The sequence below is a fragment of the Candidatus Berkelbacteria bacterium genome (assembly GCA_016432625.1).
Taxonomy (GTDB): Bacteria; Patescibacteriota; UBA1384; order 2-12-FULL-50-11; family 2-12-FULL-50-11.
The window spans coordinates 14,252-29,110 of the sequence record CP066697.1; the positions used below are offsets into that span (position 1 = coordinate 14,252).

The 14,859-nt window shown below is 51.6% G+C and carries 12 protein-coding genes; 9 read left to right on the forward strand and 3 right to left on the reverse strand.

All coding sequences use genetic code 11. From position 1 onward, the window contains the following. The 4 genes from HY845_00045 to HY845_00060 all read left to right on the forward strand — a co-directional run bounded on the left by HY845_00045 (nt 1) and on the right by HY845_00060 (nt 5,643). A complete protein-coding gene (locus HY845_00045; GenBank protein QQG51737.1) occupies nt 1-1,992 on the forward strand; it encodes a hypothetical protein in 1,992 nt (663 codons plus the stop codon). Beyond that, the gene (locus HY845_00050) at nt 1,983-3,179 is read left to right on the forward strand and encodes a hypothetical protein (protein ID QQG51738.1); all 1,197 of its coding nucleotides are present in this window, start codon (nt 1,983-1,985) and stop codon (nt 3,177-3,179) included. Before HY845_00045 ends, HY845_00050 begins: the two co-directional genes overlap by 10 nt. A gap of 122 nt (nt 3,180-3,301) precedes the next feature. Further along, nucleotides 3,302-4,174 carry a hypothetical protein gene (locus tag HY845_00055; GenBank protein QQG51739.1) on the forward strand — a complete coding sequence of 291 codons (873 nt, stop codon included), beginning with the start codon at nt 3,302-3,304 and terminating at the stop codon, nt 4,172-4,174. Then, the gene (locus tag HY845_00060) at nt 4,153-5,643 is read left to right on the forward strand and encodes a DUF2207 domain-containing protein (protein QQG51740.1); all 1,491 of its coding nucleotides are present in this window, start codon (nt 4,153-4,155) and stop codon (nt 5,641-5,643) included. The genes HY845_00055 and HY845_00060 overlap by 22 nt, the downstream gene beginning before the upstream one ends. Here HY845_00060 and lepB read toward each other — a convergent pair whose 3' ends face one another. Then, nucleotides 5,644-6,195 (reverse strand): signal peptidase I, encoded by a 552-nt coding sequence (gene lepB / locus HY845_00065; protein ID QQG51741.1) that lies wholly within the window; start codon nt 6,193-6,195, stop codon nt 5,644-5,646. 37 nt (nt 6,196-6,232) lie between these two features. Further along, complete coding sequence (locus HY845_00070) at nt 6,233-6,556, reverse strand: 30S ribosomal protein S20 (protein QQG51742.1); 324 nt, start codon at nt 6,554-6,556, stop codon at nt 6,233-6,235. Between the two features lie 114 nt (nt 6,557-6,670). On the opposite strand from HY845_00070, the gene HY845_00075 reads away from it, so the two are divergent. The 3 genes from HY845_00075 to HY845_00085 are packed head-to-tail and all read left to right on the forward strand — an operon-like array spanning nt 6,671 to nt 10,499. Then, entirely contained in the window at nt 6,671-7,864 is a 1,194-nt protein-coding gene (locus tag HY845_00075; GenBank protein QQG51743.1) for a bifunctional oligoribonuclease/PAP phosphatase NrnA, read from the forward strand. 35 nt (nt 7,865-7,899) lie between these two features. Beyond that, nucleotides 7,900-8,367: a 30S ribosomal protein S15 gene (gene rpsO / locus HY845_00080; GenBank protein ID QQG52142.1), complete on the forward strand. Its 468-nt coding sequence runs from the start codon at nt 7,900-7,902 to the stop codon at nt 8,365-8,367. A gap of 47 nt (nt 8,368-8,414) precedes the next feature. After that, nucleotides 8,415-10,499: a polyribonucleotide nucleotidyltransferase gene (locus HY845_00085; GenBank protein QQG51744.1), complete on the forward strand. Its 2,085-nt coding sequence runs from the start codon at nt 8,415-8,417 to the stop codon at nt 10,497-10,499. Between the two features lie 69 nt (nt 10,500-10,568). Here the strand turns inward: HY845_00085 and glnA are convergent, their stop codons facing one another. Next, the gene (gene glnA, locus HY845_00090) at nt 10,569-12,026 is read right to left on the reverse strand and encodes a type I glutamate--ammonia ligase (protein QQG51745.1); all 1,458 of its coding nucleotides are present in this window, start codon (nt 12,024-12,026) and stop codon (nt 10,569-10,571) included. Between the two features lie 140 nt (nt 12,027-12,166). Between glnA and HY845_00095 the strand changes: the two genes are divergently transcribed. Both HY845_00095 and HY845_00100 read left to right on the forward strand, forming a co-directional pair. After that, nucleotides 12,167-12,739, forward strand: a complete 573-nt coding sequence (locus HY845_00095) for a uracil-DNA glycosylase (GenBank protein QQG51746.1) — start codon at nt 12,167-12,169, stop codon at nt 12,737-12,739. 97 nt (nt 12,740-12,836) lie between these two features. Then, nucleotides 12,837-14,813 (forward strand): ribonuclease J, encoded by a 1,977-nt coding sequence (locus tag HY845_00100; GenBank protein ID QQG51747.1) that lies wholly within the window; start codon nt 12,837-12,839, stop codon nt 14,811-14,813. The last annotated feature ends 46 nt before the right edge of the window (nt 14,814-14,859 follow it).

Below are 14,859 nucleotides of genomic sequence, written 5' to 3' on the forward strand. Positions count from 1 at the left end.
ATGCGCTTACGGGTGGGGGTGCCGTTGACAGCAAGACTAAGAGGAGCGGCGTTTGTGTTGAAGCCGAAATTGGCCTGGATTCTCCAAACCCGCCGCCGAATCACTGTCTTCGTACTCGCGACGATGATTGTTGTCGCCTCCGTTTCTTACGGCGTTACCGTGCTAAAAAACAACTACCGCGCCTTTGATGGCGATACTGCCGAAGACCTTCCCGGGTACGACTACGTCGAAAACGTCTCGATTGATATGTTCGAGCAGGGTTTTGCGGCGATACCCAGCGATCAGCTTTCAGCTCTCGAAAAGTCCTACATTACCACCGAGCTAGCTGGTGCCGATTACTTTAGATTAGCAACTGCCGCGGAACGTCAGGAGTTTCTTCAGTCTTGGGCTCCCGCAGTTTCCTCTTGGAAACAATTTGTCGAACAGGCCGACACCCCAACATGGGAGTGGCTGGGGTGGCTTCAGGATTATTGCGACGACGGAGAGAAGACCGGTACCCTCCCACCAAGCTTTGTCGGAAAAGCCCAGGCTCAGCTATCAACTTGCGTTAAGTTTGCTCTCACCGAAGCAAAAACGCCAAATCTGGTGGCTGCCCGCAAGGAATTCGAGCTAACGCTCACAGACTTTGAGGTTAACTGGAGCGGATTTTTCAATATCGCTAGAGAAAGATGTATCGCCAGAGGCCAAGAGCCTTTTAATGTGTGCGCCGCCCATGCCAAGTTTCTTAAGGTTAACTGGAGTGATGATCGGCTCGACTTGCTTTACGAACGATACTGGCCTGATCTTGCATCGCGGCGGAATAGCCGATTCTTCAATTACGAAGAAGTCCAACGTATAAAAACGGTCGTAAAATACTTTACCTTGAAGGACGAAAAAGAGCTCAAAGAAGCGTGGATTGAGCTTGGGAAGTTAGAGCTTGAGATGATACTCTGGGCGACGCCTGGGGGAGTCGTATCGAAGGGAATTATGACACCTTTCAGGATTAGCGGAAGAGCAGTAACAGCGTTAGCAGGCAGTCGAACTGCAGCACCTTGGGTGTATGGCGCAGCAATTCAAACTGCCCGGCTTTCGGATAAATTCATCAACGCTGCAACTACTGGATTGAGCAAAATAAACATCACAAAAATGTTTGCCAAATCACATATCCCCACTGTACCGATCAAAAAAGCCGCCAATTCCACGATCAATGTTTCGCCCTACTACTATCAGAACGCGATTGGTTTAAAAATTTCCGAAACACTAGGAAAGTTTCTGGAGGATCAGGCAGTTTATAATGCCGTTAAAGCTAGTGGTAGGGTGGCAAACTTAACAGAATATAAGGCGCTGATTGATAAATTACTCGCTCGCTCGTACGTTGTTTCGCCGAAGCAGATTGCGTACGAAGCAAAGGCAGTTGCTCAAGAATCTTGCCCTCCCTACGGCTTGGCAAGGTCTAAAACCTCGGAGACATTTTATAATGAAACTGTTTGGACTAATCAAATAAAGGGCGGCGCGCTCACGGTGCATGAACCGAAATTAGTAATGCACGAGACGGGGCATCAACTTTCTGCTTGGCAGGCTAGGCCCGCAATCAAGAATAAATACGTATTCGAGACCTCAACTTGTAAATCTTGGAATATTTTCGAGGAATCAGCGGCTAATACTAGTACAGAGCTATTGGCCGAACGGGCCACTTGGTACAGGGGCAATAAGGGAACGTTGGATACCTACGGGGCTGTAGGCTCTATCGAGCGAGCCAGCATGGGCTGGCAAACAGCAACCATCAACGCCCTGGGTAGGAGGTATAATCTTTCCGTTGAGCAGGCCGAAAATCTTTGGCTCAAGTATTATTATGGTTACGGCTTAGATAAACTTGGCAAAGATTTGATGTCAGGTCTACCGAGTAGTATTAGGACTGGACATACGTCAATGCTTGATTTTGCTATGGATTACTTTGAGCGGGGTGATTACCAGGGTGCGATAGATATTATCAATCGGTTGAGATGGAAATGAGAAAGTACCTATCTATCTCGTTGTTCGTAGGGATTTTGGCGCTTGTTGGATTGGCCATTTCACGCTCCCACGCAGACGAGGGCGGAATCTTGACCCCAAAGGTTGAAGTTGCTTATCGTGCTGGCACTACTGAAGAGGCGCCGAGCGAAGAATCAACAGGCGCAACTATTATCGCCACTTTGCCGGATAATGTTGAATGTGAATGCGGCGCTCGTTTTGAAGCAAAAAAACAGAACTCAAACGAATGGATAGTTCTTGGATTGTTTGCGCCGATTGAAGAGGGTGATGAACAGCAGCAATACCAGTGGACGCTCACTACCAATATTTTTGAGTTGGATGCTACTTACGATATACGCGTGCGTTTGTATGATCGTTTCGGCACCGAATCCCCATACGGAACGACGCAGTTTGCGATGAGTCCATTTCAGGAAAGAGCGTGTTCGGACGGAGTCTTCACTAATCTTGAGAAATCAAAAGTGGGGTCTGGCGAGGCAGCAGCGGTAATATTTGCGTGGGATAAACTTTGCAAGAGCCAGAAGGAGGCAAATAAATATAAAGTTTATAAGAACGGGCAACTTGTAGGGGAGACTGATCAGGGAGCGAATAATTTTATCTACCCTGGCACCAACGATGGCTCAACCTGGAAAATTGAGGCTTATGGTGAGGAACCGCCGAACACTGATCCGGGCGTGATTAAAACCTGCGAAGAATTGATCACGAAGCTTCAAACTAGGGGGAGCGGACCGGGCCGGCCAGAATCCTACGATAACTGCCAGGTTCAGGGTAGCTGGCTTAGGGCAATCGTTAAGTTTCAAGCATACCGTGATGATTCTGGGGCGAATCCCGGTGGTTGGCTTACGAGGTTGGTCTATGGTATAGGCAACAATGGAGTCCCGTACTTCAACTTCGTTCCCGGACAATTCCCCGTGCCTGGTTACCCAAACAATCATTTCCTGAACGCATACGTTAACTGTCGTGATGAGGGGCAAAATGGGACAAATGCCAGCGGCTCATCTGTTGACCCATGGAATCAGTTCCCCTGGATCTGCCACAACGAGTGGCATCAATACGTAGTCAATGGCCCAACATACTATACGAATCGCTATTGGATGAACTTTGACTTGAACGCCTCAGGTACTGGCACTGGAACAAGCATCTGGCCAGTCACGACCGAATTTACGTTCTAAGTTCCCAAGCGCTGGGCCGACTTGAAGCTTGTCAGTTAGTAATTGCGTGGCTAGGGACTCTGCTACACTGGGCGCATGTTAGCTGCGAGAGTTGAGCGAGAAGTAACCTTGAGCGAAGCGAAATGTTAATCTTCATTGAGGGTAGTGACTCGTTTTTGGCGCGGGAAGCGATCAACAAAATTAAGGCAAAATACCTCGAGAAGAATCCCGGTGGCGCGGAGTTGATTGAGATTGATGAAACTACTTCGGAGCCGAACCCTTCGACTTCGCTCGGGGTAAACTGGGCTGACCTTTTAACAGTGCCGCTATTCGCTACCTCGCGCCTCATTATCGTCCGGCGTCTAGGCTATTTCCCGCCCACGGTGCACCAACAGCTATCCTTAGTATTAGGACAAGTCCCGGAGTCAACAGTGGTTGTTGTCTGGGACGCCCGCCCGGTTAAGGATACGGCATTAGAGAAACAGCTAGCAGCTGCCTCGAAGACTATTGGTGCGACGACTCCACAAGGTGCGGCACTTTCTCGGTGGCTAACTGCCCGTGCCCGGGAGCTCGGCTTTGAACTAAGCCGAGATCAGCTGCAGGAGCTACAACAGCGGGGGCACAACGAATTATGGGAGCTGGAAACCGAGCTGCAAACACTCTCCACGGGGTTAAGCTCGGCCACGGTGCGTGAGGCAGCCAGCGAACCGTTTGTATTCTTCAATCTGGTGCGACGGAATAATTGGGAGGCGGTTAAGAAAGAGCTCGCCAAAAAGGCTCGTCAGGGCGAGCCGGTCGAGCTAGTAGTCGGTTCCCTTGCAGCGGCGTGTCGGAAAGAGCTACGCGACGAAGACCAACTGAGGGAGCTGGTGGGGCTACTTATCGACATTGATCTGGGTCTAAAAACCGGCTCACTTGATCCCGATAGTGCAATTGCTCTGATGATCGCCCACCTACCGCAACCCCTATCTAACCGGGTACAATGGGAAAACACATGGGGGGAGATAGCGTCTTAGGCGCTTTATTCAAATCAGTCGGCTTTTACTCGAAGTCATTTTCGTTTTTCCTAGTTTTGGCTGTGGTCGGTTTAGGTTGGATTTACTTTCAGCCGCTGCAAGCTGACGAAGTGGTAAGTAATCAGCCACAGGCAAGCGAATCAAACTATGACATCGTTGTCCGGATGATTGAAGATGGGAGTTTCTATATTGGCAACGAGAAGCTTGATATTGAGACAGTGTCCGGCGAACAAACCTACCGCTATCGTTACCAGGTAATTGACCGGCCGAAACAGGAGTTGGAATTTCTGAGCCTGGCGGTGTTACTGCCAAAGCCGTTGCCGGAGGCATCAATTGGTCACCGTTTTATCACTAACGGCGGTGCAACTTCCGTCGAGAGCAGCCTAGTTGACCCACAAACGCTAGTTTTTTCAGCCGCTAGTATCGGTACTCAGGCGCAGCTAACCTTCGAGGTTGAGGTACCGAAGTCGTACGTCACCACAACGGCGCTAAGGGCCCTGCAGAATAAACTGCTGAACTTGCCGCCAATTGTTTGGACCAGTCTCTCGATCGCCTTACCGCTACTGACTGTCCTACTACTACTGCTGATCGGTCTGGCTCGTACGAGGAAAATTCCGACAGAACATCTGGGTACGATAGAGGATCCACCAAGCCGTTTAAGCCCGGCGCTACTTGGTATTCTGATGCGCGGCAAACTTGGCAGCCGGGAGATCGCCGCCACGCTGCTAGATCTAGCTCGGCGCGGGCACTTGGTGATACACCACGTGTCAAATAACGATTTTCGTTTTTCGCGGCGTCCTTCGGCCGACCGGCTAGAAGATTTTGAAGCAGTAATGCTGGATCAGATCTTCGGCCCAGTTTCAGAACGGACCAGTTCCGAGGAAATCAGCTTTGCTTTAGCACAAGAGCTATTCAGCCGACGTCTTAGCGAAGCGTTTATCTTGGCCTACCAAAAAATAAATAACCTTGGCTATTTCTACACTAACCCGTTGACGCTGCACCGTCGTTACCAATTCGCTGCAATTCTCCTCTTTATAATCGGCCTGGCGGGCTTCTTCACCAATCTAATAATCTTTACCCACCTGCAGCTCTTCCTGCTGTTCTGGCTTGGCATGTTGGTGTCGGCGTTATTAATCTATAGCTTCTCGCATAATTTACCGGCGCGGACAGTTTTTGGTGATAGAGAGCTTGCTAAGTGGCTGGTTTTTGGCCGATACCTGACGAGCGCCGACCCGATAAACTTTGCTGCTCACAACCAAGAAAAATACCTCGCCTACCTGCCTTACGCAGTCGTCATGGAATCAGAGGTGGAATGGACCAGGCGTTACTACGAGCTGCCATTTACGCAGCCTAGCTGGTACATCTGTGCTCGAATCACAACAATTGATGAGTTCGCCAATAAAATCTTCCCGCTTTTTGGCTACCTGTCGCACACGCTTGCTGTTAGCGCTCAACCAGCAGCGCGCTAACTAGAGACGGTCGACGTAGCGCATAGCGCCGAGAGGCCAGATGACAAAGCTGGCCCGGCCCTGGATGTCCGCTCGCGCTACCGCGCCCCAAAGCCTGGAGTCGCTACTGCCTGGTCGGTTATCGCCGGCCAAAAAGTACTCGTCGTTTTCCAGAGCTACCGCGCTCAGCTCTTGGTAAGGAGGTTCGCCGAGTCTAGGTTTATATGGCTCAGATAGTTCTGCACCGTTAACGGTTAGTTTGCCTTCGTGCGCACTGATAGTTTCCCCGGGAAGGCCGACAACGCGCTTGATGAGCCGCGTGTGTTTCGGGTCGCCAGGAAAAGTTGCGGCAACTACATCGCCACGCTTAATGGCTTTCGCTCCCCAATAGCTGATTCGTTCGATGATGACCATCTCACCAGTCTCGAAATTAGGCTCCATACTTTTACCTTCAACGAAGAGTGGCACGCCAACCAGAGCGAATAAAACGATAATGGCCGCGATACCAAAAATTAGGTATTTTGTAACCTCAAAAAAAGTTGCCGAAGCTCCTAGAAATTTTCCCGACTGCATAGGTCTACTTTACGTCCTAAGCCGTAGGGTGTGCAATTTACTGCTTAGCTTTGGAGGTTTTGGACTTGGCGACAGCCTTTTTGGCAACGGGCTTTTTAGTCGCCGGAGCTTTTTCGCTCGATGGCTTAGCCTTGCCGGAAGTGCCGATCTCTTTACTGAGGCGGGATTTCAAGCGGGAGGCTTTGTTAGCGGCAATGATTCCCCATTTGGCTGACTTGTCGATTAAGGAGAAAGTTCGAGCCAGTGTCTCGGCAGAAGCGGATTTCAAGGCAACTTTAAGCACCGCCTTGCGACGGCGGTTAACCTCTGTCTTTTTTTCTTGAACACGTAGTGCCTTCTTGGCACTTTTACTTATAGGCATAACGGAGTGATTTTATCAGAAAATCGCCTCGAGTTCAAAGGCCAAATCCCAAAGCCTAAAAATATCCCTCCCACTCCTTGAAAAGAAATCTCCGCCAGGTATAATGGCGAAAGCATGGAAGTAACTCCCAAGGCCCAAACCGTCGAGCTTATCAAGCAGGCGAATAAGATTTTAATCCTTACCCACCGCGACCCGGATGGGGACGCTTTGGGCTCCTCACTCGCTTTATACTTAGCCTTGAAGAAACTCCAGAAAGAAGTCGACGTTGTTTTTCAGGGGACTATTGGCGAGGTATTCTCTTTTCTACCGGCCTTCAACGAAGCCAAGACCAGCTTAGGTGCCAGTAACGACTTAGTATTGACTATCGATACCCGCAACACCGGCGAAGAGCTGAAGCTCGGGTATAAAAAGTTGCCCGAGGAAAAACGAATCAAAATCGTTGTCACGCCGCCCAAAGGCAGTCTGACGCCGGAAGATATCACTGTCGAACGCTCCGTGCCAAAATACGACCTCATTATCCTGCTCGATCTGAATAAGCTCGACCGCGTTGGACCGATCAAAGACCAATTTGCTGACCTATTTTACGAAGTGCCGACGATCGTTATCGATCACCACGCTGACAACAACCAATTCGCCAAGATTAACTGGGTTGATATCACCGCTACTTCCGCCGCGGAGATTCTGGTTTCCCTAATTGAGTCGTTAAGTCGTGACGAGCCGCTGCTTGATGCCGACATCGCCACGGCGCTGCTGACCGGCCTTATCACCGACACTGGCAGCTTCCAGTACCGAGGCACGACGCCAAAATCACTGACAGTCGCAGCCCAGCTAGTTGCGGCTGGCGCTCGCCAGCAGGAAATCATCGAGTGTCTTTATCGCACAATCACCCTGCCAAGAATGAAGCTTTGGGGCCGGATGCTCTCCAAAGTGCAGCTTGACCCAACTCATAAGTTCATTTGGTCAACGCTGACAGAGCAAGATTTAATTGAAACGGGCGGTGACGCGGGAGACGTTTCTGGATTGGCAAGCGAGCTGTCCAAATCTGTCGACGACGCTGATTTCGCCCTACTCTTGAGCGACAGAGACAAGATCATCCGTGGCAACCTGCGCGCCATCAAACCAACCTGTAACGTCGCCGAAATTGCTCACCATTTTGGTGGCGGTGGCCACCAGGCAGCTTCCGGTTTCCGGGTGGACGGCGCCATAGAAGAAAAAGAGCTAGAGATTCTTAATAAAATTCGGGCTTTTCGTACCGGGAACGTGTCAGAAATAGATGCCTTACCTACTGGTAGCTCTACTGAAGGTTGAAGCAGTTACCAAGATTTGATAAGATGAGCAAACGTATGAACGAGAAAGACAAGACTACTAAACCTAAAGCCGCCAAGGCAACTAAGCCGGTTTCAGCAAAAGCTTCAAAAAAAGAAGCCGTTGCGAAAGAGCCGAAGAAAACTAAGGCTAAAGTTGTCATACCCGAAGTCGCTCCAGAGCTAGAGGCGCCAGTAGTCAAGGAACCTGTTAAGGCCGTCGCTAAGTCGAAGCCGAAAACCGTCCATTCTAAGAAAAAAGCGGCCACTATTAAGAAATATCAATCACACGAGGGCGACACCGGGTCGACGGATGTCCAGGTTGCGGTTTTGACCGAGAAAATTAATGCTTTAACAAAGCACCTTCAGGAGCATAAAAAAGATCACGATTCACGCATGGGTCTCTTGAAGATGATCGGCCAGCGTCGCAGCCTACTCAATTACCTTGAGAAGAAGAATAACGAGCGTTACAAGAAGCTCATTGGTTCTCTAGGCCTGCGAAAGTAAAATATCAGTGGCTACTTCGGTAGTAATAAATAAGGGAGTAAAAATAGATGCAAGTTAAGATTCCTTTCGGAAGTGAGGAAATCGTTGTCGAGTCCGGTAAATTGGCCAAACGCGCCAGCGGTGCCGTTACCGTCACCTGGGGCGAAACAGTTATTTTGGTAACGGCGACAATCGCTAAAGAAGCAAAAGAGGGGACAGATTTCTTCCCCCTGACTGTCGATTACGAAGAACGAATGTACGCCGCCGGAAAGATCTCAGGCTCTAAATTTATGAAGCGTGAGAATAAGCCTTCAGATGAGGCCGTGTTGAAGGGCCGCTTAATTGATCGCGCTATCCGGCCGATGTTCCCGAAATCTTTTCGCCGCGATGTACAAATTATCGTGACGACACTTTCCTACGACGAAGAGCACGACCCGGCACCGCTTGCCGTGATCGGCGCCTCTGCAGCACTACTTATGACCGATGCGCCTTTTGAAGGCCCGATTGCCGCAGTACGCGTCGGTTTGCGAGGTGACGAGTTCATCCTCAACCCGACCGGCACTGAACTCGCCGATAGCAACCTTGATTTAGTGGCCGCTGGCTCGTCAGAAAAGATTAACATGATTGAAGCCGCCTCCAACGAAGTTCGAGAGGATAAGATGATCGCCGCACTCGCTTTCGCCCAAAAAAGTCTGGCTGAAATTTGCCAAGCGCAACGCGAATTTGCCAGTAGCGAAAAGGAAAAAGTTGAGTACGCCGAACCAGAATTCTACGCGGAGATAAAAACTAAATATGGCGCCGAGCTCGCTGCCGCCGTGACCGAAACTGATTACGATGCGCGCGAAGCTAAGGTTGCTGAAGTTGCCAAGAAGGCGCTCGAGGAATTTGCCGAAAAGTACGAAGAGCAAGAGATTAAAAGCGCCGTCGAAGCTGCGTATTACAAAGCCATTCGCGCCCTAATCATTGATGATCACAAACGCCCTGACGGCCGCGCTATGGATGAAGTCCGAGCGCTCTCCGGTGAAGTTGGTCTTCTGCCGCGAGTCCACGGCTCAGCCTTGTTCAGTCGCGGTGAAACCTCGGCTCTCACCCTAACCACCCTCGGATCGCCAAGTGAAGAGCAATGGATCGACACGATGGAGGAGTTTGCGAAGAAGCGTTACATCCACCACTACAACTTCCCGCCGTATTCGACCGGTGAAGTCCGCCGGCTTGGTACTGGTCGCCGCGAGATTGGCCACGGGGCGTTAGCGGAAAAAGCTTTAGTCCCCGTGATCCCCGCCAAAGAGGAATTCCCCTACACAATCCGTGTTGTCACCGAGATTATGAGCTCTAACGGCTCAACTTCGATGGCGGCTGTAGTTGGCTCAACGTTATCGCTAATGGACGCGGGCGTTCCTATTAAGAAACCGGTCGCCGGAATTGCCATGGGACTTGTCAGCGGCAAGACAGACGATGACTTCGAGGTTCTGACTGACTTACAAGGCCTGGAAGACTTCGCCGGCGAGATGGATTTCAAAATCGCTGGAACCCGCGAAGGCATCACTGCTATTCAACTTGACGTCAAAAATAAGGGTCTTAGCGCCAAAGTAATTAGTGCGACTTTTGAAAAAGCCCTCACCGCTCGGATGCAGATTATGGATCTAATTGATAAAACCATGCCTGAACCTCGCAAGGAGCTATCCAAATACGCGCCGCGGATCATTGTTACTAAAATTGATCCGGAAAAAATCGGCGAGCTTATCGGCCCCGGCGGTAAAACCATCAACAAAATTATCGACAACGAAGGCGGTCGTGAAGTGTTAAACATCGATATCGACGACGATGGCACGGTGATGATTACTTCGGCCGATGCCGAGAAAGCAGCTCGTGTTAAAGGGATCGTCGAATCGATCGGTATCCCGCTAAAGATCGGCGACGAGCTCGAGGGCGAAATTGTCTCGATCGTTAAAGACCGTACCTCTGGCAAAGAAATTGGGGCGATAGTCCAGCTCGGACCAAATAAAGACGGGATGATTCACGTTTCCGCCCTAGGCAACGGTCAGTTTGTAGAGCGTGTCTCGGACGTCGTAAAAGTCGGTGACGTCGTAAAGGTTAGAGTCAAAGACGTTGACCCGGAACGCGGCCGAATCTCACTGACCAAAATTAACTAGACGAGGCACCGTAAGGCAACAGCCCTGCTTGGGGCAGGGCTGTTTGGATAGATTGGGGCACGTTTACCCCTAGGAGTCGGCGTACATAGCGAATTCCTCGGGGTGGGGTTTCAGGTCGACCCGGTCGCACTCCTCAAGTTTGAGCTTGATGTAGATATCGATCAGGTCTTTCGTGAAGACGTCACCCTGGGTGAGGAAGTCGTTGTCAGCCGCCAGAGCCTCGAGAACAGCCCGGAGGCTGCCCGGAGTCTGCCTGACGAGGCCTTTCTCCTCGGGCGGCAGCTCGTACAGGTCCTTGTCGAGCGGTTTTGGCGGTTCGATGCGGTTCTGGATCCCATCGATGCCGGCCATGACGCAGGCCGCGAATGCCAAGTACGGGTTAGCCGTTGGATCCGGCGCCCGAAACTCGATTCGCTTGCTTTTAGGCGACTTGGAGTACATCGGCACCCTGACGCACGCCGAGCGATTTCGCTGGCTATACATCAGGTTGATCGGTGCTTCGTAGCCCGGAACGAGCCGTCGATACGAGTTCGTCGTCGGGGCACAAAACGCCAGTAGCGCCGGAGCGTGCTTGAGTACGCCGCCGACGAAATACCTTGCCTCATCCGAGAGGCCGGCGTAGCCCTGTTCGTCGTACATCAAGCTCTCGTTGTCTTTCCACAACGAGATATGGATGTGCATGCCGCTGCCGTTGTCTCCCGAGAGAGGTTTTGGCATGAAGCACGCAACCATACCGTTGTCGGCGGCAACGTTGTGGACGATGTACTTGAAGAGCTGGACCTGGTCGGCCATCTCGACGAGCGGCCTGAACCGCATATCGATCTCGCACTGGCCAGCTGAGGCGACCTCATGATGGTGAACCTCAACTTCAATACCGACCCCTTCCAGCTCGTCAACGATCTCCTGCCGGACGAGGTGCAGTTTGTCACGTGGCGGACAGGGGAAATAACCCCCTTTCGCCGGCGTAGTATAGCCGCCGCACTCGCCGTCATGACTCTGCCAGTGCGCTTCATCACTCCTGATGCAGAACCCAGCGCGTTGCGGCGCCGTTTCATACGTCAACTCGTTGAAGACGAAGAACTCCGGCTCCGGGCCAATAAAGGCCTGGTCTGCTACGCCGCTAGAGCGCAAGTACTGAATGCACTTTTCGGCGACGTAGCGTGGATCACGCGAGTAGCGCTCGCGGGTCAGCGGATCCTCGATGCGACAGAACACCACGGCCGCGTCGTTCATGAACGGGTCGAGATGAACTGTTGTAGGGTCGGGGACGAGCAGCATGTCGGACTCGTTGATCGATTGGAATCCTCGAATCGAGGAGCCATCGAAACCAACGCCCTCATCGAAGAGCTCTTCGGTGAAGTCGCGGACACTCATAGTGAAGTGTTGCAGCTTGCCAAACAGGTCGGTAAAACGTACGTCCACGGATCGCACGTTGTGGTTAGTGACGAATTCGACGGCCGACTTGGCGTTGGCGTCGGGGGCTCCTTTGAGGTGACGAGCGGGTCGTTGTTTGTCGGTTTCTTCCATTTCCCCTCCAGGGTGTCTATTGAACTATGAAGATCAGGCCTCGGCGCTACGCCGAGACGACAGGAGGATATTATCATCATCGTGCTGAAATTCAACGCCTGGCGCCTGACATCCAACCAGTTAGGTGGTATATATGACTCATGACTAAGGACGAAGCCTTGGCTGAAGTTGCCAAGCGCATCGCCGAATGTGAGCGCTGTAAGTACGTGCCTGGCCAGCGCGCCGTGCCCGGTGAAGGTAGCTGCGACGCGGAGATTATGTTTATTGGCGAAGCTCCTGGAGCCAAAGAGAACGAAACGGGCCGGCCGTTTGTTGGTGCCGCCGGGCAGTTCCTAACAGAGATGCTTAACTCAATTGGCCTGGAGCGGGGCGATGTTTTTATCGCCAACGTTATTAAATATCAGCCTCCAGGCAACCGCGATCCTTTGCCAGAAGAAATTCGCTTGCAGCTGCCCTTTCTTTTAAAACAGATTGCTATCATCAAGCCGAAACTAATTTGCTTTCTTGGGCGCCACTCAATGTCTGCTTTATTGCCCGATCTCGGTAAAACTATCTCCCAAGTGCACGGTGAGCTTGTCGAGAAAGACAGACAAGCGTACTTGCCGCTCTATCACCCGGCCGCGGCGCTCTACAACGGCGGCATGCGCGAAACTTTGCTCGCCGACTTCGCCAAAATCCCGGAGTATATGGATCGTATAAAGAGCGCTAATTGACTTTCGGTACGATCTCGGCTAAGATTACCAAAGACTAATCAGATATCGCTGTACTCCCCACAAGCGATGTCACCAAGAATACAGAAAGGAAGACATTTTGAATCAAGTTAACCCAGGCCCTGAGCCTACTAAAGAACCGGCTAAACAAGACGGCGTTGTCGACATATCGGACGCCGGTAGTGTTCTGCAGCCCAATTTTCAAGCGCGTTCTAAGCAACGCCCTGGACAGCACCCACCTCGGCAGCAAAAGCGACGTCATCGCGGCCACGGTAGCCCGGCCGGAGCTGTTGCTAACACCCAGAAACCGAATCGCCCCGAGCGGCGCGACCGTCGTAACTATCGACACGCTTCACCTGCTAAGGCCAAAGTTCAGCCCTTAAAGGGCACGATCGTTAGCCGTGGTCACGGACAAAAGCTACGAATTATTCCGCTTGGTGGAAGTGGCGAAACTGGCGACAAAAACATGCTCGTTTTTGAATACGATCGCGATATCCTGGTTGTGGACGCCGGAGTTAAATTTCCGACCCCGGACATGCCAGGCATCGACTACGTCGTCTGCGATACGACCTACCTAGAAGAAAATCGCGACCGAATTCGAGCTTTCTTAATTACGCACGGCCACGAAGACCATATCGGTGGCATGCCGTATATCTGGCCAAAATTCCCTGTACCTATATATACGGCGCCGCTAACGGCTGGGTTCATCAAGGCAAAATTCGAGGAACATGGTATTACAAATGCCGAATTTCGTATTATTAAGTCAGGCGAAAAAATTCAGATCGGTGCCTTTAGTATCGAACCAGTGCAGATGACGCACTCGATCCCGGACATTCTCGGCCTAGCGATCACTTCACCAGCCGGCCTGGTATTTCACGCTACCGACTGGAAAGTCGACTTTACCCCAGCTTTTGGCAAGCCGACCGACTTCGATAAGTTGGCCGAACTCTCCCGGCGCGGCGTGCTTTGCATGCTCACGGACTCAACCGGAGTCTTGGTACCGGGACATACCTTAAGCGAACAGGTAGTAAGTAAATCCCTCGAAGACATCTTCGTTGAAGCTAAGGGGCGACTTATCGTCTCTAGCTTCTCGTCTCGGATCGACCGCCTCCAACACGTCGCCTCGGCTTGCGCCAAGGTTGGCCGCCGTCTCTTTTTGGCCGGGCGCAGCATGGAGCGTAACGCCAACATCGCTATTGATCTCGGTTACCTAAAGGTCCCGCAAGGTGTTCTAGGCGATATCCGGACCGTTAACAGCTTGCCTGACAGTAAGATCGTCGTGATGTGTACCGGCTCGCAGGGCGAGGAAGGCTCAGCGCTAACTCGTATGTCCACCGGCGAGCACCGTCACATCCGAATCAAGCAAGGCGACACAGTTGTCTTGTCGTCCTCGACCGTGCCTGGTAACGAACGGGCCGTCGAGCAGAGTATTAATAACCTATATCGCTGTGGAGCCGAGGTAGTGACTAAATCCGAGCTTGATATTCACTCTAGCGGCCACGGCAGCCGAGAGGAGATCAAGCATATCCTCAATATCGTCAAACCGAAGTACTTAATCCCGATTCACGGCGACTACCGCCGTTTCGTCGAAATGCGCAAACTAGCCGTTACTTTAGACATCAAAGAGGAGAATGTCCTCATTATTGAAAACGGCCAAATTGCTGAGTTTGACTTGCAAGGCAAGGGCACTATTAGTGACGAAAAAGTTCAAGTCGGTTCAGTTCTGATTGACGGCCTGGGCGTTGGCGATGTTGGCGAGATCGTCTTGCGCGACCGCCAGACCATGGCCGCCGACGGCGTCTTTCTGATCATCCTAACGGTAGACGGCCGAAAGGGCACTCTGTTGACCAGCCCTGATATTATCTCGCGCGGCTTTGTCTATATGAAGGAGTCGGAAGACCTTATTAGCGAAACCCGAGCCGCCGTTAAGCGTTCGCACGCCGCCCATATCTCTAGAACCAAAGCGCAAACCAACTGGGAGCTATTCAAAAAAGAGCTCCGCGATGATATTGGACAATTTCTCTTCGACAAAACCCAAAGACGCCCGATGGTAATTCCGGTAGTTATTCAAGTGTAAAGCCGTACCCCGAACGCTTTAAGCGCTCGGGGTAGTTGGCTAGGGT